This window comes from Mycobacterium sp. 852002-51163_SCH5372311, assembly GCF_001667115.1.
GTDB lineage: Bacteria > Actinomycetota > Actinomycetes > Mycobacteriales > Mycobacteriaceae > Mycobacterium.
Genome location: NZ_LZIJ01000197.1, coordinates 1 through 18,123 on the forward strand (window position 1 = coordinate 1; position 18,123 = coordinate 18,123).

12 protein-coding genes and 1 pseudogene are annotated in these 18,123 nt (G+C 67.2%); all 13 read right to left on the reverse strand.

The window, feature by feature from the left end:
- Positions 1–3,659: type I polyketide synthase (locus A5791_RS23945; protein WP_156661583.1), on the reverse strand; the 3,659-nt coding region annotated here is incomplete at its 3' end.
- A gap of 181 nt (positions 3,660–3,840) precedes the next feature.
- Complete coding sequence (locus tag A5791_RS23950) at positions 3,841–4,902, reverse strand: type III polyketide synthase (RefSeq protein ID WP_067242372.1); 1,062 nt, start codon at positions 4,900–4,902, stop codon at positions 3,841–3,843.
- Positions 4,903–5,020: 118 nt separating this feature from the next.
- Positions 5,021–6,433, reverse strand: coding sequence for an argininosuccinate lyase (gene argH, locus A5791_RS23955; RefSeq protein WP_067242375.1), 1,413 nt, complete (start codon positions 6,431–6,433; stop codon positions 5,021–5,023).
- An 82-nt stretch (positions 6,434–6,515) separates the two neighbouring features.
- Complete coding sequence (locus tag A5791_RS23960) at positions 6,516–7,712, reverse strand: argininosuccinate synthase (RefSeq protein WP_067242378.1); 1,197 nt, start codon at positions 7,710–7,712, stop codon at positions 6,516–6,518.
- 12 nt (positions 7,713–7,724) lie between these two features.
- Positions 7,725–8,219: an arginine repressor gene (locus tag A5791_RS23965; protein WP_067242381.1), complete on the reverse strand. Its 495-nt coding sequence runs from the start codon at positions 8,217–8,219 to the stop codon at positions 7,725–7,727.
- Positions 8,216–9,142: an ornithine carbamoyltransferase gene (gene argF / locus A5791_RS23970; RefSeq protein WP_067242384.1), complete on the reverse strand. Its 927-nt coding sequence runs from the start codon at positions 9,140–9,142 to the stop codon at positions 8,216–8,218. The genes A5791_RS23965 and argF overlap by 4 nt, the downstream gene beginning before the upstream one ends.
- The gene (locus A5791_RS23975; RefSeq protein ID WP_067242387.1) at positions 9,139–10,338 is read right to left on the reverse strand and encodes an acetylornithine transaminase; all 1,200 of its coding nucleotides are present in this window, start codon (positions 10,336–10,338) and stop codon (positions 9,139–9,141) included. The genes argF and A5791_RS23975 overlap by 4 nt, the downstream gene beginning before the upstream one ends.
- Positions 10,335–11,216, reverse strand: a complete 882-nt coding sequence (gene argB / locus A5791_RS23980; protein WP_067242390.1) for an acetylglutamate kinase — start codon at positions 11,214–11,216, stop codon at positions 10,335–10,337. Before argB ends, A5791_RS23975 begins: the two co-directional genes overlap by 4 nt.
- Positions 11,213–12,427 (reverse strand): bifunctional glutamate N-acetyltransferase/amino-acid acetyltransferase ArgJ, encoded by a 1,215-nt coding sequence (gene argJ, locus A5791_RS23985; protein WP_067242395.1) that lies wholly within the window; start codon positions 12,425–12,427, stop codon positions 11,213–11,215. The genes argB and argJ overlap by 4 nt, the downstream gene beginning before the upstream one ends.
- Positions 12,424–13,483: pseudogene (gene argC, locus A5791_RS23990) on the reverse strand (N-acetyl-gamma-glutamyl-phosphate reductase). Before argC ends, argJ begins: the two are co-directional and overlap by 4 nt.
- A gap of 146 nt (positions 13,484–13,629) precedes the next feature.
- Positions 13,630–16,143, reverse strand: a complete 2,514-nt coding sequence (gene pheT, locus A5791_RS23995; protein ID WP_067242402.1) for a phenylalanine--tRNA ligase subunit beta — start codon at positions 16,141–16,143, stop codon at positions 13,630–13,632.
- Positions 16,143–17,186 (reverse strand): phenylalanine--tRNA ligase subunit alpha, encoded by a 1,044-nt coding sequence (pheS, locus tag A5791_RS24000; protein WP_067242405.1) that lies wholly within the window; start codon positions 17,184–17,186, stop codon positions 16,143–16,145. The genes pheT and pheS overlap by 1 nt, the downstream gene beginning before the upstream one ends.
- Before the next feature lie 134 nt (positions 17,187–17,320).
- Positions 17,321–18,118, reverse strand: a complete 798-nt coding sequence (locus tag A5791_RS24005) for a rhomboid-like protein (RefSeq protein WP_067242409.1) — start codon at positions 18,116–18,118, stop codon at positions 17,321–17,323.
- Positions 18,119–18,123 lie beyond the last annotated feature (5 nt).

The following is an 18,123-nucleotide window of genomic DNA, read 5'->3' on the forward strand; positions in this document are numbered from 1 at the left end:
GCGACCGACAACGCATCTGCCGAGACGGGGCGAACGACCAACTCGCGCACCGACAACACCGGCAACCCCGCACCGTCAGCCAACTCCACCGACACCGCCCCAGCACCCACCGGCGCTATCCGCACCCGCAACCGAGACGCCCCCGCAGCATGCAAACACACCCCCTGCCACGAAAACGGCAACATCGTCTGCTGCTGATCGTCGGCTAATCCCATCGCGTGCAACGCCGCATCGACGAGTATCGGATGTATACCGAAACTGCCATCTCCCGCTCCGGCGACCTCCGGAACGGCGACTTCGGCGAACACCACAGAACCCAGCCGCCACATCGCCTGCAAACCCCGAAACGCCGGACCATACTGATAACCACGGCCGGCCAGCCGCTCATAGGCGTCGGCCACATCCACCGCCGCCGCCCCCACCGGCGGCCACACCGACAAATCCGCGGCCGGCTGCACTGTTCCAGTGCCCAACGCACCTTCGGCATGCAAGACCCATTCCGAACCGGGCCGGGCCCCAAGCGAATACACCGAGATGCTGCGACGGCCTGAACCTTCTGACCCTTCGGGGGCGCCCACAATCACCTGCACCTGAACCGCATCGGCCGGCGGCAACAGTAGCGGCGCCGACAGTGTCAGCTCCTCCACCACCGAACAGCCGACCTCATCGCCCGCCCGCAGGGCCAACTCCACGAACGCCGCCCCCGGAAAAAGCACCACCCCATCCACCGCATGGTCGGCCAACCACGGCTGAACAGCCACCGACAACCGGCCGGTAAGCACCACCCCACCCGAATCCGGCCGCTCCACCACCGCGCCCAGCAAGCCGTGTTCGGCACCCGCCATCCCGAGACCGGCCAGATCACCGCCGCCCACACCCGCGGCCGTCAGCCAAAAGCGCTGCCGCTGAAAGGCATACGTCGGCAAGTCCACGTGTTGCGTATTGCAATCGGCGAAAGCCGCCCGCCAATCCACCGCCACGCCGGCGACATGCGCCTGACCCACTGAAAGCCAAAAGCGTTGCAGACCACCGTCATCGCGGCCAAGCGACGGAACGACAACCGATTCGTCCGCGGCGACGCCGGCCACCGTTTCTTCTATACCGGCGACGAGTACCGGATGCGGGCTGGATTCGATGAACACCCGATATCCCGCATCGTGCGCACCGCGTACTGCACGCTCGAACTGCACGGTGCGGCGGATGCTTTGGTACCAGTACTCGGCATCCAGACCGGAGGTGTCCATAAGCTCGCCGGTGACCGTCGAAAAGAATGCGATCGCGGAGGATTGGGGTTCGATACCGGCCAGCGCTTTCACCAGCGGCTCACGTATGACGTCGACGTGTTGCGAATGTGAAGCGTAGTCGACGTCGATCCGGCGGGCGCGAACATCCTCAGCCTCGCAACTCAGGATCAGATCGTCCAGCGCGTCCACCGCACCGGAAACCACAACCGACGAAACGCCATTGACGGCAGCCACACTCAGTCGATCGCCGCCCTGAGCGAGCAGTTCCTGGGCCTTGGGCAACCCACAGGCCAATGAGACCATGCCGCCGGCACCCGACAACTGCACCAGCAGCCGGCTTCGCAGCGCCACCACACGAGCGGCGTCCTCCAGCGACAACGCGCCCGCCACATACGCAGCCGCGATCTCGCCTTGTGAATGGCCGATAACTGCGTCGGGATTCACTCCCACCGAGCGCCACAACTCGGCCAGCGACACCATCACCGCCCACAGGACGGGCTGCACCACATCCACCCGATCCAGCCCCGGCGCGTTGGCCGCTCCCCGGATGACGTCGATCAAGGACCACTCGACGTGCTCCCCCAGCGCCTTGTCGCACCGCTGCATATGGTCAGCGAATACCTTTGCAGTGCTGAGTAATTCGGCTCCCATTCCGATCCATTGCGAACCCTGGCCGGGGAACACGAACACCGTCTTGCCCACCGGGCGGGCACGGCCCACGACCACTCCCGCGCCAGGGTCGCCCGCCACCAATCCCGCCAGCCCCGACATCAGTTGCTCGCGATCGGCGCCCACCACGACGGCCCGATGCTCGAACGTCGAACGTGCCGAGACAAGCGACCAACCCACATCCAGCGCGTCCAGATCCGGGTGCGCATCCACATGTGCCAGCAGACGCTCGGCCTGATCCGCCAACGCCTCCGTCGCGCGAGCAGACAGCACCCACGGAATCGCCGGATGCCGAATCGCACCTTCTGACAACCCTTTCTCTTCAAGGGCTTCCAGCGCCGGGTCCGGTATGGGAGGCTGCTCCAAGATCACGTGCGCATTGGTGCCGCTGATCCCGAATGACGAGACCCCTGCCCGGCGAGGCCTGTCCAGCTCGGGCCACGGTTGCGCCTCGGTCAACAACGACACCGCTCCCGCGGACCAATCCACATGCGGCGTAGGCACATCCACGTGCAGCGTCTGCGGCATCACCCCATGCCGCATCGCCTGCACCATCTTGATCACCCCGCCAACCCCGGCTGCAGCCGACGTGTGACCCATGTTGGATTTGATCGACCCCAGCCACAGCGGGCGATCGGCCGGCCGGTCCTGCCCATAGGTGGCCAAAATCGCCTGCGCCTCAATCGGATCCCCTAACGTGGTACCCGTACCGTGGCCCTCGACCAGGTCCACATCCGCGGTGCCCAGTCGCGCGCTGGTCAGTGCCGCCCGGATAACCCGTTGCTGCGACGGGCCGTTCGGCGTTGCCAGACCGTTGGAAGCGCCATCCTGGTTCACCGCGGATCCGCGGACCACCGCCAGTACCGGATGTCCCAACCGCTGCGCGTCCGCCAGCCGCTCCAGTACCAATACACCGACGCCCTCGGAGAATCCGGTGCCGTCGGCGGCACCGGCGTACGCCTTGCAACGGCCGTCCGACGCCAGCGCCCGCTGCCGACTGAACTCGATGAACATCGCCGGTGTGGCCATTACCGTCACCCCGCCGGCCAAAGCCAGTTCGCACTCCCCCGAGCGCAACGACTGCGTCGCCAGATGCAGCGCCACCAACGACGACGAACACGCGGTATCCACCGATACGGCCGGGCCTTCGAGCCCTAACGTGTAGGCCACCCGCCCCGACGCCACGCTCAAAGTGGAACCGCGCAGACCGTACCTCTCGAGATTCCCGGGAACCCGGCCCTGGCCGCCATACGAGCCGTGAAATACCCCGGCAAACACGCCGGTTGCCGATCCTCGCAACCCGGACGGGTCAATTCCCGCGCGCTCCAACGCCTCCCACGAGACCTCCAGCAGCAATCGCTGCTGCGGATCCATCGCCAGTGCCTCACTCGGCGCGATACCGAAGAACGTGGCGTCGAAGTCGGCAGCGTCGGCCAAAAAGCCGCCGGCGCGGCAATACGACTTGCCTGTCGCATCCGGATCCGGGTCGAACAACCCGGCCAGATCCCAGCCACGATCCGCCGGAAAGTCCGACACGACGTCGCGTCCGGCAGCCACCATGTCCCACAACGCCTCCGGCGAATCCACCCCACCCGGGTACCGGCACGCCATCCCCACCACCGCAACCGGCTCGGCAAGGCCGCCTGCCAGTGCAGCCAGATACTCGTGGTTCTCCCGCTTCAACCGCTCATTTTCCTTGAGAGACTTGCGCAGCGCTCGAACAAGATCTTCGTGAGTGCTGTTCATCCGACTCGGCCTCTCGTGTCACTCAAACCAAAGAGTGGGGATAGATGGGTTGACCGGCACAGCATACCCAGCGTCATTCCGCGGATCCGGGCTTTGGGAAACCCCCACCAGAGTTGTTTTGTCTCATCGCCGTCACCGTTCCAGGCCACGGTTAAGGGAGGCAGAAGACCTCACCGGCGCATCAATGCCAGTGCAGCAAAACGAGCTCGGAACAAAATCCGGGACCCATCGCAATCATCAGCCCAGGGCTTTCGCTTGGCGGCGGTTTGGCAAGCGTGTCCCGCAGTACGTGCAGGACCGAAGCCGACGACAGGTTGCCGATCTCGCCGAGCGAGCGCCACGTCAGCTCCAAGGCCTGCGGTGACAAGTCGAGGCTTTCATTGATCGCCTCGATGATCTTGGGCCCCCCCGGATGACTGACCCAGGCGCCGACATCGGTGGTGCCTAGTCCATGCGCAGCCAGGAAAGTGCCGACGTCATCGGCGATGTACTGCCGGACCACATCCGCGACGTCTTTCGACAGCACGAGCTCGAAGCCGGCAGCGCCGATGTCGTAGCCCATGGTGCGCAGCGAGTCCGGGTACAGGTGGCTGCGGGAATCGAGAATGTGCGGCCCGCCGGCGCCCAGCTCGTCGGCACGACGGTCACCGACGGCGACCACCGCGCCCGCCCCGTCGGCAAACAGGGCGCTGCCGACCATACCTGCCAGCGACGGCCGGTACCCCGGATAGGTGAGTGAGCACAGTTCCACCGAAATCAGGGCGGCAACGCCGTCGGGCGCACCGCGCAGATAGTCGTGCAGCCGCGCCACGCCCGCCGCGCCGGCGACGCAGCCAAGGCCGAACAGCGGAAGCCGCCGCACATCGGGGCGCAGCCCGAGCCGTCCGGCGATCCGGGCGTCCAGCGACGGGACCGCTACACCGGTCACTGACGTGGTGATGAGCAAGTCGAGGTCCTGCGGTCGCAGTCCCGCATCGTCGAGCGCGCCGGTCAGCGCCTCGCAGCCGAGGTCCACCGCGTTTTCGATGTAAATCCGATTGGCCTCGCCGAAGTCGGTCAGCTGCGGATACCGTTCCAGCGGCAGAACCAGGTGGCGACTGTTGACTTTGGCGCTGGCGTGCAGTTGCCGGACGATGTCTTCGTAGCCCGCGAAATCCGGGATGCTGACAAAAAAGTCGGTGAGCTCTTTTTGGGAGTAGCGATACGGCGGCAACGCTCCGAACACGCCTGCGATCACGCTCATTGGTCCCACCCCTTGATTACGAACATTTAGGACTGAAGGTTCACCCCGATCGCTGAGAGATCGAGTTTAGTCGGCTTGCAACCACCCGGCAAAACCCGGCAAACCAGATCAGCGGCGACTAGCGGCGCAGCCGGGCTCTGAGCTCGTCACAGCTCGTCAGGACCGCCCTTAGCTGGTCAGCAACTCGAGTCGGCGCGGTGCCGCCCCGGGCATCGCGCGACGACACCGAGCCCTCAATCGTCAGCACATCACGGACCTGCGGCGTCAATTCCGGGCTGATGGCCGCCAACTCGTCGTCGGTCAGCTCCTCCAGCCCGACGCCACGCTGCTCAGCGGAACGCACCGCGGCACCGGCCGCCTCGTGTGCCGCACGAAACGGAACGCCTTGGCGCACAAGCCATTCAGCGATGTCAGTGGCCAGCGTATAGCCTGCCGGGGCCAGCTCCGCCATCCGCTCGACGTTGAACGTCAGGTGGGCTACCAGCCCAGCCATCGCCGGCAGCAGCAACTCCAGCTGGGCCACCGAATCGAACACCGGCTCCTTGTCCTCCTGCAGGTCGCGGTTGTAGGCCAGCGGCTGCGCTTTCAGTGTCGCGAGCAATCCAGCCAAGTTTCCGATCAACCGCCCGGATTTGCCGCGCGCCAGCTCAGCGATGTCAGGATTCTTTTTCTGCGGCATGATCGAGCTACCCGTCGACCACGAATCGTGCAAAGTCACGTAACCGAACTCCGTTGAGCTCCAGAGGATGATGTCCTCGGCGAGTCGCGACAGGTCGACCCCGATCATCGCGAACACGAACGACGCCTCAGCAGCAAAGTCCCGCGCAGCGGTCGCGTCGACCGAATTGTCGGCGGCACTCACAAAGCCCAGATCCGCGGCGATCGCGTCGGGATCCAGCCCCAGCGACGAGCCGGCCAGCGCCCCTGAGCCGTACGGCGACACCGCCGCTCGCTTGTCGAAGTCGACGATTCTGTCGACATCGCGCAGCAACGGGTGGGCGTGCGCCAGGAGATGATGCGCCAGCAGGATGGGCTGAGCGGACTGCAGATGGGTTTTGCCGGGCATGATGGCTTTCGGATGCGCGCCGGCCTGAGCAGCCAGAGCATTCACGACGTCGAGCACAGCGGCCGCTATCCGGCGCACCGCGTCGCGCAGCCACATCCGGAACAGCGTGGCCACCTGGTCGTTGCGCGACCGTCCGGCCCTCAATCGGCCGCCCAGGTCGGGGCCCACCCGGTCGATCAGTCCGCGTTCCAGGGCGGCGTGCACGTCCTCGTCGCTGACCAGCGGGCCGAAGCTGCCGTCGGCAACGTCGGCAGCGAGGCTGTCGAGGCCGGCCAAGAGCCCGTCGCGCTGCTCTTCGGTGAGCAACCCGGCTCGGTACAGCACCACGGTGTGCGCGCGGGAAGCGGTGATGTCGTAGGGAGCCAGCACCCAGTCGAAGTGGGTGGATTTGCTCAGAGCGGCCAGCGCGTCGGCCGGGCCGTCGGCGAACCGCCCACCCCACAGCGACCCCTCGTTGGTGCTCACTTCTTCCCCGCGAGCAGACGCAGAATCGCACTGAGACGCCGGTTTGCGTGCGATTCTGTGTCTGTTCGCCTAGACAACTGCGTCACCGCAGGTCCCGGCGGGCGGCGATCTTCGAGGACAGGCCGTGCACGTAGACGAAGCCCTTCGACATCGACTGATCGAAGCTGTCGCCCTCGTCGTAGGTCGCCAGGTTGAAGTCATACAGCGACTCGGAGCTGCGCCGGCCGTTGACCGCGATGTGGCCGCCGTGCAACACCAGCCGGACCTCGCCGGAGACATGCTCCTGCGTCTTGGCGACGAAGCTCTCCAGCGCGGTCTTCAGCGGCGAGTACCACAAACCGTCGTAGACCAGCTCGGCCCAGCGCTGGTCGGTCTGACGCTTGAACCGGCTCAGCTCGCGCTCCAAGGTGACGTGTTCGAGCTCGGTGTGGGCGGTGATGAGCACCATCGCCCCGGGCGCCTCGTAGATCTCGCGGCTCTTGATGCCCACCAGCCGGTCCTCGACGACGTCGAGCCGCCCGACACCCTGGGCCCCGCCGCGGCGGTTGAGCTCCTCGATGGCCTGCAACATCGACACCGGCTTGCCGTCGATCGAGACCGGCACGCCGCGCTCGAAGCCGACGATCACCTCGTCGGGCGTGCTCCAGTTCAGCGTCGGGTCTTCGGTATAGGCGTAGATGTCCTTGGTCGGGGCGTTCCACAGGTGCTCGAGGAAGCCGGTTTCCACCGCGCGGCCCCAGACGTTCTGGTCGATTGAGAACGGCGAACGTTTGGTGACATTGATCGGGATCGCGTTCTCCTCGGCGAATGCGATCGCCTTTTCCCGGGTCCACGCGTAGTCGCGGACCGGCGCCAGCACCTCGAGATCCGGTGCCAGCGAGGCGAATCCGACCTCGAACCGGACCTGGTCGTTGCCCTTACCAGTGCAGCCGTGCGCGACGATGCCGCCACCGTGCTCACGGGCGGCCGCAACGAGGTGCTTGACGATCAGCGGCCGGCTGATCGCCGACACCAGTGGGTAGCGATCCATGTAGAGCGCGTTGTTCAGGACGGTCGGCAGGCAATAGCCTTCGGCGAACTCGTCGCGGGCATCTACCACAACCGCCTCGACGGCGCCGCAATCCAGCGCCCGCTGGCGCACCACCTCCATGTCCTCACCGCCCTGGCCGAGGTCGATTGCCACCGCCACGACCTCGCGGCCGGTCTCCTTGCCTATCCAGCTGATCGCCACCGAGGTGTCCAGTCCGCCGGAATACGCCAGGATGACTCGCTCTGACATGAACCGATCTCCTTACCGAATGTTCTCGAACATGCCAGCGAGTTCCGCACCGGTCAGCGGCTCTCGGGCAATCACAAGGATGGTGTCATCACCGGCGACAGTGCCGACGACCTGGGGCAGGGCCGCGCGATCGATTGCGCTGGCCAGATAGTGTGCCGCACCAGGCGGCGTGCGCAACACCGCGAGGTTGCCGCTGGCATCGGTGGAAACCAGCAACTCGCTGAGCAGCCGGGACATCCGGTCGGTGCCCCCGGACACGCCGCGCACCGGGCTGCCGTCCTCGGGCACGATATACACGCCGCTACCCCCGTCGGCACCCCGCAGCTTCACCGCGCCGAGTTCCTCCAGGTCCCGCGACAGCGTTGCCTGGGTGACGTCGATGCCCTCGTCCGCCAGCAGTGTCGCGAGCTCGTTCTGGCTGCGCACCGGCGCCGACGACAAGATCGCGACGATGCGGGCTTGGCGACCGGCGCGGGTAGTCTCGGATGCGGCCTTCGACCGGGTCACTGGCGCCGCTCCAGAAGCCACACCAGCAGCGCCTTCTGGGCGTGCAACCGGTTTTCCGCCTCGTCCCACACCGCGCTGGATGGCCCGTCCATCACGTCGTCGGTGATCTCGTCCCCGCGATGGGCCGGAAGGCAATGCAGCACAATGGCTTCCGGGTCAGCCCGCCCGAGCAGCCGCGCGTTCACCTGGAACGGCCGGAACGGTTGCACCCGGTCCAGTCCGTCGTTCTCCTGCCCCATGGATGTCCAGGTATCGGTCACCAGCACATCGGCGCCCCTGGCGGCCGCGTCGGCGTCGGCGGTTACCGTGACCGAGCCTCCGGTGGTCTTCGCGCGTTGCTCGGCTGCGGCAACCACACCGGGGTCGGGCAGGAACCCGTCGGGTGCTGCGACCGTGACATGGATGCCGGCGGTCGTCCCGCCGAGCATCAGCGAATGGGCCATGTTGTTGGCGCCGTCACCGAAGTAGGACAACCGCAGTCCCGGCAGCCCACCCTTGCGTTCGGCAATGGTCTGCAGGTCTGCCAGCACCTGGCAGGGATGGAATTCATCGGAGAGTGCATTGACAACGGGCACGGTCGCGGCGGACGCCATCGCGGTCAACCGGTCCTGACCGAAGGTCCGCCAGACAATGGCATCGACATAGCGGGACAACACTTTTGCGGTGTCCTGCAGGGTTTCATCACGCCCCAGCTGGGTGCTGCGGCCGTCGACGACGACCGCGTGCCCACCGAGCTGCGCGATACCCATCTCGAACGAGAACCGGGTGCGGGTGGAGTTCTTGTCAAAGATCACCGCGACGCCGCGCGGGCCTTCGAGGGGACGACGGCTGAGCGGGTCCTTTTTGAGTTCGGCGGCGAGCTCGAGGACTTCGGTCTGTTCTTTTGGTGCGAGGTCGTCGTCGCGAAGAAAGTGGCGGATCATCGTTTGCCCTCTGTCGCTCCGGCGGCATCGAGGATGCCCGGCAGGGCGGCGATGAAGGCGTCGATCTGGGACTCGGTGATGACCAGCGGCGGCGCCAACCGAATCACGTCGGGGGCGGCCGCGTTGACCAGGAACCCGGCATCGCGGGCGGTCGCCTCGGCGTCCTTGGCGCGCGGGCCGGTCAGCACCACCCCCATCAGCAGCCCCCGGCCGCGCACCTGGCCGATCAGCGGGTGCCCAAGGGACTCGATGCCGTCTTTCAACAACTTGCCCAGCACGTCGGCACGCCGGACCAGGTCTTCGGCCGCAAGTACTCGCAGGACGGCGAGGGCCGCGGCGGTACACACCGGGTTGCCGCCGAAGGTGCTGCCGTGCAGGCCGGGCGTCAGCAGGTCGGCGGCCGACCCGACCGCGAGGCACGCCCCGATCGGCAGGCCGCCGCCCAGCCCCTTGGCCAGCGTCACCACATCCGGGGTGATGCCGTCGTGCTGGTGGGCGAAAAACGCACCGGTACGGCCCATTCCGGTTTGCACCTCATCGAGGATCAGCAGGGCGCCGTGGCGCGCGGTGATCTCCCGGGCGGCGGCCAAATAGCCGTCGGGCGGGACGACGACACCGCTCTCCCCCATGATCGGCTCGAGGAACACCGCGGCGGTGTCGTCACCGACCGCGGCAACCAGCGCGTCGGCGTCGCCGTAGACGACGTGCGTGACGTCGCCGGGCAGCGGTTCGAACGGCGCCTGCTTGCTGGGCTGACCGGTGAGTGCCAGCGAGCCCATCGTGCGGCCGTGGAAGGCTTCTTGTGCCGCAACCAGTTTCGTCCGGCCGGTCAGCCGCGACAGCTTGAATGCCACCTCGTTGGCCTCGGTGCCGGAGTTGCAGAAGAACACCCGGGCTTGCGAGCCGGCGCCGAGCAGCGCGACCAGCTCCTCGGCCAGCGTGATACCGGGTTCGGTGGCGTACAGGTTGGAGGTGTGGCCCAGCGTGGACATCTGCTGCGTTACCGCGTCGATCACCGCGGGGTGGCGGTGGCCCAGGACGTTGACGGCGATGCCGCCGAGCAAGTCGAGGTAGGTCTTGCCGTCGACGTCGGTGAGCACGGCGCCGTCGCCGCTGGCCAGGGCTACCGGCGGAGTGCCGTAGTTGTTCATCATCACGGCCTGCCAGCGCTGCTGGACGCTCTGCGTGCGAGTCATGCGCGTACCACCTTGGTGCCGGTGCCCGCATCGGTGAAGAGTTCCACGAGCACACAGTGTTTGACCCGTCCGTCGATGACGTGGGCGCTCGGAACGCCACCGGTCACGGCCCGCAGGCACGCTTCGATCTTGGGGATCATGCCCGTCTCCAGCGTGGGCAGCAGTTGTGCCAGTGTGGCCGTGTCGATTTCGCTCACCAGCGAATCCCGGTCCGGCCAGCTGGTGTAGAGCCCTTCGATATCGGTGAGCATCAACAGCTTTTCGGCCCCCAGAGCTTCGGCCAGCGCCGCCGCAGCGGTGTCGGCATTGATGTTGTGCACCACGCCGTCAGCATCCGGCGCAAGCGTCGACACCACCGGAATACGGCGGGCCGCAATCAGATCCAGTACCGCCGCGGCGTTCACCTGTGCGACGTCGCCGACCAGTCCGATGTCGGTGGCGACACCGTCGACGGTCACGCTGCGCCGCACCGCGGTGAACAGTTGCGCGTCCTCACCGGTAATCCCGACGGCGTAGGGTCCGTGGGCGTTGATGAGGTTGACCAACTCACGGCCCACCTGGCCGAACAACACCATCCGGGCCACGTCGAGCACTTCCGGTGTGGTGACCCGGAATCCGCCCTTGAAGTCACCTTCGATGCCGAGACGGCGCAGCATTGTGGTGATCTGCGGTCCGCCGCCGTGTACGACGACGGGATGGATGCCACAGTTGCGCAGAAAAGCCATATCGGCGGCGAATGCCGCGCGCAGCGTGTCATCGGTCATGGCGTTGCCGCCGTATTTGACCACGACGATCTTGCCGTGCAACTGCTTCAGCCATGGCAGCGCTTCGGCCAGCACCTGGGCTTTGACCTGCGTCGGCAGGGCCTGGACGCTCATGTGCTGTAGGCCGAGTTCTCTTCGACGTAGCCATGCGACAGGTCGGTGGTCCGAATGGCCGCATGCCCGTCGCCGACCTGCAGATCGACCACGATGTCGATGTCCGGCCCGGACAGATCCACCTCGCGGGCGCCCGGGACACCCACGCCGTTCATGCACACCGCAGAGCCGTTGAACGACACGGTGATTCGATCGGGGTCGAGAGTGACCGGCGCCATGCCGACGGCCGCGAGTACCCTGCCCCAGTTGGGGTCGGAGCCGAAGGCGGCGGTCTTGACCAGGCTGTCGCGGGCTATCAGACGGGCGGCGATGAGCGCGTCGTCTTCGCTGGCTGCCCGGGTCACGGTCACGGTGAGGCGCTTGGTGACGCCCTCGGCGTCGGCTTGCAGCTGGGCGCACAAATCGTCGCAGACCCGCAGCACCGCTTCGTCCAATTCAGCCTGGGCAGGGGTGATTTCGCTGGCTCCCGAGGCGAGCAGCAGCACCGTGTCGTTGGTGGAGCAGCTGCCGTCGATGTCGAGCCGGTCGAACGTGCGGGCGGTGGCACGCCGCAATGCCCGGTCGAGATCGGCGGCGTCAGCGACTATGTCGGTGGTGAGCACGCACAGCATGGTGGCCAACGACGGCGCCAGCATGCCCGCCCCCTTGGCCATGCCCCCTACCGTCCAGTTGTCCTGATGATGCAGCGCAACCTGTTTGGCCACAGTGTCGGTGGTCATGATGGCGTGGGCGGCGTCGTCGCCGCCGGCGAGTCCGCCGGCCATCTCGTGCACGATCTCGCTGATACCGGCGAGCACTTTGTCCATCGGCAGCCGGTCGCCGATCAGGCCGGTCGAGCAGACCGCGACCTCGACAGCGCCGGTTTCGGTTCCCCAGTCCGACAGCGCGGCGGCGAGCGCCTCCGCGGTGGCGTGCGTGTCCTGGAAGCCGGCCGGCCCGGTGCACGCATTGGCGCCACCGGAGTTGAGGATCACCGCACGCAGCCGGCCGGTGGTCAGCACCTGCTGCGTCCACATCACCGGCGCGGCTTTGACTTTGTTGCGCGTGAACACACCGGCAGCCGCGTAGTCGGGTCCTTCGTTGAACACCAGCGCCAAGTCGCGGGCCCCCGATGCCTTGATCCCGGCGGCGATGCCGGCGGCCCGAAAGCCTGCCGGAGCGGTGACACCCTGCGCGCGCAGCAGCCTTGCCGCACTGACCGTTTCGGTCACGGCGCCACCCCGATCGTGGAAAGGCCTTCGGTCTCCGGCCAGCCCAGCGCCAGGTTCATCGACTGGATCGCCGCGCCGGCCGTGCCTTTGACCAGGTTGTCGATCGCCGCGATCGCCACGAACGTCTCGGCGGCTTCGTCCACCGCGACGGCGATGTGCGCGGCATTGCTGCCGATCACCGCACCGGTCCGCGGCAGTTGGCCATCCGGCATCAGGTAGATGAAAGGCTCGGCGTCGTAGGCCTTTTCGTACGCCGCTTGCAACTGCGACAACGGCGATCGGGTGCGCGCGGTGCAGGTGGCCAAGATGCCCCGGGAGGTGGGGATGAGCACTGGCGTGAACGACACCCTGACGTCGCGCTCGGTGACACTTTGTAGCCCCTGCGCGATTTCGGGGGTATGCCGATGGACGCCGGCGATGTTGTAGGCGCGCGCCGATCCGATGACCTCCGCGCCGAGCAGGTCTGTCTTGGCGGCGCGGCCGGCGCCGGAAGTTCCGCTGACCGCGACCACTGTGACGGCGGCTTCGACGAGATCCTCGGCCACCGCAGGCAGCAACGCCAGCAGTGCCGCGGTGGGATAGCACCCCGGAACCGCGATGCGACGCGCGCCGCGCAGCCGCTCCCGCCCGCCGGGCAGCTCGGGCAGCCCATAGGGCCAGCTGCCCGCGTGCGGAGACCCGTAGAACCGTTCCCACGCGTCGGCATCGGTGAGCCGAAAGTCCGCGCCGCAGTCGATGATCAGCGTGTCCGGGCTCAATTGTTCGGCAAGGGCGGCCGAATGCCCATGCGGCAGGCCCAGGAAGACGACGTCGTGACCGTCGAGCACCGCCAGCTCGGTGGGTTCGACCACTTGCTGCGCCAGCGGCGTCAGGTGTGGATGGTGTTCACCGAGCGTGCTGCCGGCACTGGTCGCGGCGGTCACCGCGCCGATCGTGAGCCGACCGCCGGTGTAACCCGGATGCCCGAGCAATAGGCGCAAAATTTCACCGCCGGCATATCCGGTGGCGCCGGCTATCGCCACTCTTATCGCGTCGGCCATTCCGTCGATTCTGCATGATTATGCACTGGTTTGCAAATTCATTCCAAGTTGGCGTTTTCTGGATCGGGGGTATTTCACCGAACGTGTTCTCACGGCCAGAATCTGGCGGCGGATTTCCACGCCCTGAGCGCAGGCTCGGCGCAGAGGCTTTCGCCCCGCTCTCTAGGTCCGCAATACCGCACCGGCGCGCTCGGCGGCGCAGCGCACGGCGGCATCGCGCGCCGCGCTGGCGTCGTCTTCGGTAAGCGTGCGGTCCGGTGCGCGGAACCGCAGCGCGAACGTCAGCGACTTGCGATCTTCACCGATCTGCGGCCCGGTATAGACGTCGAACAACTGAATGTCTTCCAGCAGTTCGCCGGCACCCTCACGCACCGCGTCTTGAACGGTCTCGGCGGGCACATCCGACGACACCACCAGGCTGACATCCTGAAAAACCGCGGGGAACGGCGAAACCCTGGGCGCCGGCAGCGCGTCGACGATGGGAATCGCATCGAGGTTCAGCTCGACCGCGCAGGTGCCGTTCGGCAGACCCGATCGCTCGATCACGGCCGGATGTAACTGACCCGCATGACCGATCAGCATTTCGCCGACCAGCACCTCGGCGCACCGACCGGGGTGCCAGGGCAGGAATTGGGCGGCCCGAAGCGCGACGTCAATCCCACTGGCGCGCGCAATGATTCGCGCCGCCTCGAAAGCGTCCGCCGCTTCCGCCCGGCGACCAGGACCCCAAGGACCTCGCGGTTCACGCAGTCCGGCCAAGACCACGGCGACGTGCTGTGGCTGGCGGGGCAACGAGGCTTCCAACATGTCGACCTCGGCGTCTGTGGGCCGCCGGTCGACCGGGATCAGCTCGACGCCGCGTGTGTGCTCTGTCGGCCGGACCACCTGCGCGATGCTGAACAGCGCCACATCGACGATCCCGCGGGACACGTTGCGCGCCAACGCTTCCAGCAGAGCGGGCAGCAGCGTGGTGGCCAGCTGCGGACGGTCTGCCTCGAGCGGGTTGACCACGTTGACCGTGCTGCGCCGCGGGTCGTCGGCCGGCAGACCCCACAGATCGAAGACGCCGGCCGGCAAGAACGGTGTCGGCAGGATCTCCACGTAGCCGGACAAGGCCAAAGACTTTCCGATCGCCCGGCGGCGTTTCTGCACCGCCGTAAGACCACGGCCTGCGGGGGCCTGCGGCAGCACCGACGGCACCACTTCCAGACCTTCTAGCCGCAGCACCTCTTCGACGAGGTCGGCGGGCTGCCGCAAGTCGGGCCGCCAACTGGGCGGCGTCACCGTCAAAACTCCACGTTCAGAGCTTTCAGCAACGTCCGCGCCGATCTGGGTCAGCCGTCGCGCCGCGGTTCCCGCTGGGTACGCCACCCCGGCGATGCGGTCCGGTAGGTCGACGGCCATCCGGATCGGCGGCCCGGCCCAGTCGGCGACCGAGTCGCCCACCGGCGGATCGCCGCGCCAATCGGTCAGCGTCGGCGAAATCGTGCCCCCGGCGATGTCGGCGAGCAACGTGGCGCACCGGTCCAGGGCGGCCACCGAGATGGCCGGGTCCACGCCGCGTTCGTAACGTCGCGCGGCCTCGCTGGGTAGATGCAGCCGTCGCTGGGTCCGCGATACCGCGGCCGGGTCCCACACCGCGGCCTCCAGCAGGACGTCGGTGGAGTCGGCGCGCACCTCGGTGCTGGCCGCACCCATCACGCCGCCGATCGCCGCGGTCGCCACGTCGTCGACGATCAGGACATCGGCCGGATCAAGCTTGCGTTCGATGTCGTCAAGGGTGACGACGGTCTCGCCCGGTCGGGCAAACCGCACGCCGAAGCCCCCGGTGATGCGCTTGCGATCGTGCGCATGCATGGGATGGCCCAGTTCGAGCATCACGTAGTTGGTGACATCCACCGCCGGAGAAGCCGCGCGGATGCCGCACAGCAGCAGCCGGCGCTGCAGCCACCACGGCGAGACGGCCGCGGGGTCGATTCCGGTGACCGGGCGCAGCGCGAAGCGGCGCACGCCCGTTTCGGGCTGCACCGTCAACGGCCACGCCTCGCCCTCGACCGGCAACGGCGCCACCGCAGCATCGGAAGCCGGGTCGACGAAATTCAGGTCGTAGGCGCAGGCGATCTCGCGGGCCAGCCCGCGCACGGACATGCAGTAGCCGCGGTCGGGCGTGATCGCCAGGTGAAAAACCACATCGTCGAGTCCCACCACGCCGGCGCCGTCGGCGCCCGGGTCAGCGGTTCCCGGCGGAAGCACGAGAATGCCGGAATGGTCTGCGCCCAAACCGAGTTCGGCGGCCGAACAGATCATGCCATCCGAGTTACGGCCATAGGTCTTGCGCGCCGTGATGGCAAATCCACCCGGCAGGGTGGTACCGGGCAAGGCCACCACCACCAGATCGCCGACCACGAAGTTGGTTGCACCGCAGACAATCTCGCGATCAGCCTGCTCACCGACGTCGACCCGGCAGGCCCGGATCGGCTTTTTGAACTCGGTGAGTTCTTCGATGGCGGTGACCCGTCCCACGGTCAACGGCCCGTCGACCGGACCGAGGGTGATGACCTCCTCGACTTCGTGGCCGATCCGCACCAGCGTCTGCTCGAGATCGCTTGGGGCCACATCCCAGTCCGGTGCCCCGGCCGAGATCACGTCACGCAGCCAGCTGTAGGGGACGCGCATCAGGCGCCCACCCCGAACGGCAACGAGAACCGGACGTCGCCTTCGACCATGTCGCGCATGTCGGGAATGCCGTTGCGGAATTGCAGGGTGCGTTCCAGGCCCATCCCGAACGCGAAGCCCGAGTAGACCTCCGGATCGATTCCGGCGGCCCGCAACACATTCGGATGCACCATTCCGCAGCCGCCCCACTCCACCCAGTCGGCGCCGCCCTTCTTGTTGGCAAACCACACGTCGACCTCGGCGGACGGTTCGGTGAACGGAAAGAAGTGCGGGCGGATCCGGGTGCGCGCCAACGGCCCGAACTCGGCGCGGGCCAGCGCGTCCAGCGTGCCGCGCAGGTGTGCCATCGACAGGCCGCGGTCCACCGCCAAACCTTCGACCTGATGGAAAACCGGGGTGTGGGTGGCATCGAGCTCGTCGGTGCGGAAGGTGCGGCCGATCGAGATGATGTAGACCGGCAGCTCGCGTTCGAGCAGGGTGCGCACCTGCACCGGCGACGTATGGGTGCGCAGCAGCTGCCGGGAGTCCTCCGGTGCGATGTAGAAGGTGTCTTGTTCGCTGCGTGCGGGGTGGTCGGGAGGAAAGTTCAGCGCGTCGAAGTTGAACTGCTCCGTCTCGACCTCCGGCCCCTCGGCCAGTTCCCATCCCATCGCGATGAAGGTGTCGGCAATATGCTCGGCCAGCTGGGTGATCGGATGACGGGCCCCGGGCAGCTGCCGGGTCGACGGCAGGGTGACGTCGATACCTTCGGCGAGCAGCACGGCCGCGTCGCGTTCCGCCCGTAGCACCGCGAGTCGTTCGTCGAAGCTGCGCTGGGCGTCGGCGCGTGCGACGTTGACGCGCTTGCCTGCGTCGGCGCGTTCCGCCTTGGGCAGAGTCGCCAATGCCTGGCGTGCCAGCGCCAACGGCGAGCGGTCACCCAGGTGCTCGGTCTTGACTCGCGCCAGCGCGTCCAGGTCGTCAGCGAGCGTGATCGCCCGCTGCGCGGCACTGACCGCCCCGGCCAGCGCCTCGGGTGACAAATCGACGGGTTGATCCCCCACGCGGCGAACTTCTCCTTGGCTGACGAGGGTGTTCCGGGTGGCCCGCATCGACGTTGACGGGACCCACTTCTGCCGGGCTGGATTCGCCCGATCATAAGTGATCCGGTGATTGCCGCTAGGCGGCCCCGCGCCGGCTACGGACCGGTCAGCGCGGCCGCGACCGGCGTAGCCAGTGCCGGGCGGCGGGCCCTGGCGCGCCCGCTGACTTGGTAGGCCACGAGTGACCCCAACGCGCCGAATCCGAGCACGGCAGCCATCGAGCCCCAGTGGTGAGCCAGCATCAAAAAGCCGAACCCCGAGGCGTTGGCCAGCATCAGCAGCCGCACCCACGTCCAGTGCACCGGCGGACGAAACCGTGATGCCACCAAGACACCCAGGATCAGCGCGACCGCATGGCCCGCGTTGGTGAATTCTCCGCCGGCGACCCCGGCGGTCAGTCCCGCCGAAATCCACCAGCCCACCCACGCCGGACGCCACCGGCGCGGGATGGTCGCAGTCAGCGCCCCGAGCACCGCCAGAGCGCCGTAGCTCATCCCCACGTCGCTGGTACGGGTGATGGACCAGGGCATCCAGCCGAGCTCGACCGCCGCCGCCAGGGCCGCGACCACCACGAGCGTCGCTCCGATATGGCCGACGACGAACGCCACCATCAGCCGGATGGTGTGCAAATGCAGTTCGGCCAGCGCAAGCAGGCACGCCAGAAACGGCATCCAGAAGTAAAGCGGACCGGCCTCGACGACGAGCGCGCTGTTCAGCAACGTGCTCAGGTGGCCGTGAGACAGATTGTGCAGGTTGGTGCTGGCCCGCTGGATGATCCGGTCGTGCGTCTGCGGATCAACCATGAGGATTACGGTGCTGACCGCGACCAGGGCTGCCATGTAACCGACGGTGAACCGCACCCGGGCGAGCCTGGCGAAGATGCCGTAAATCATCGCGT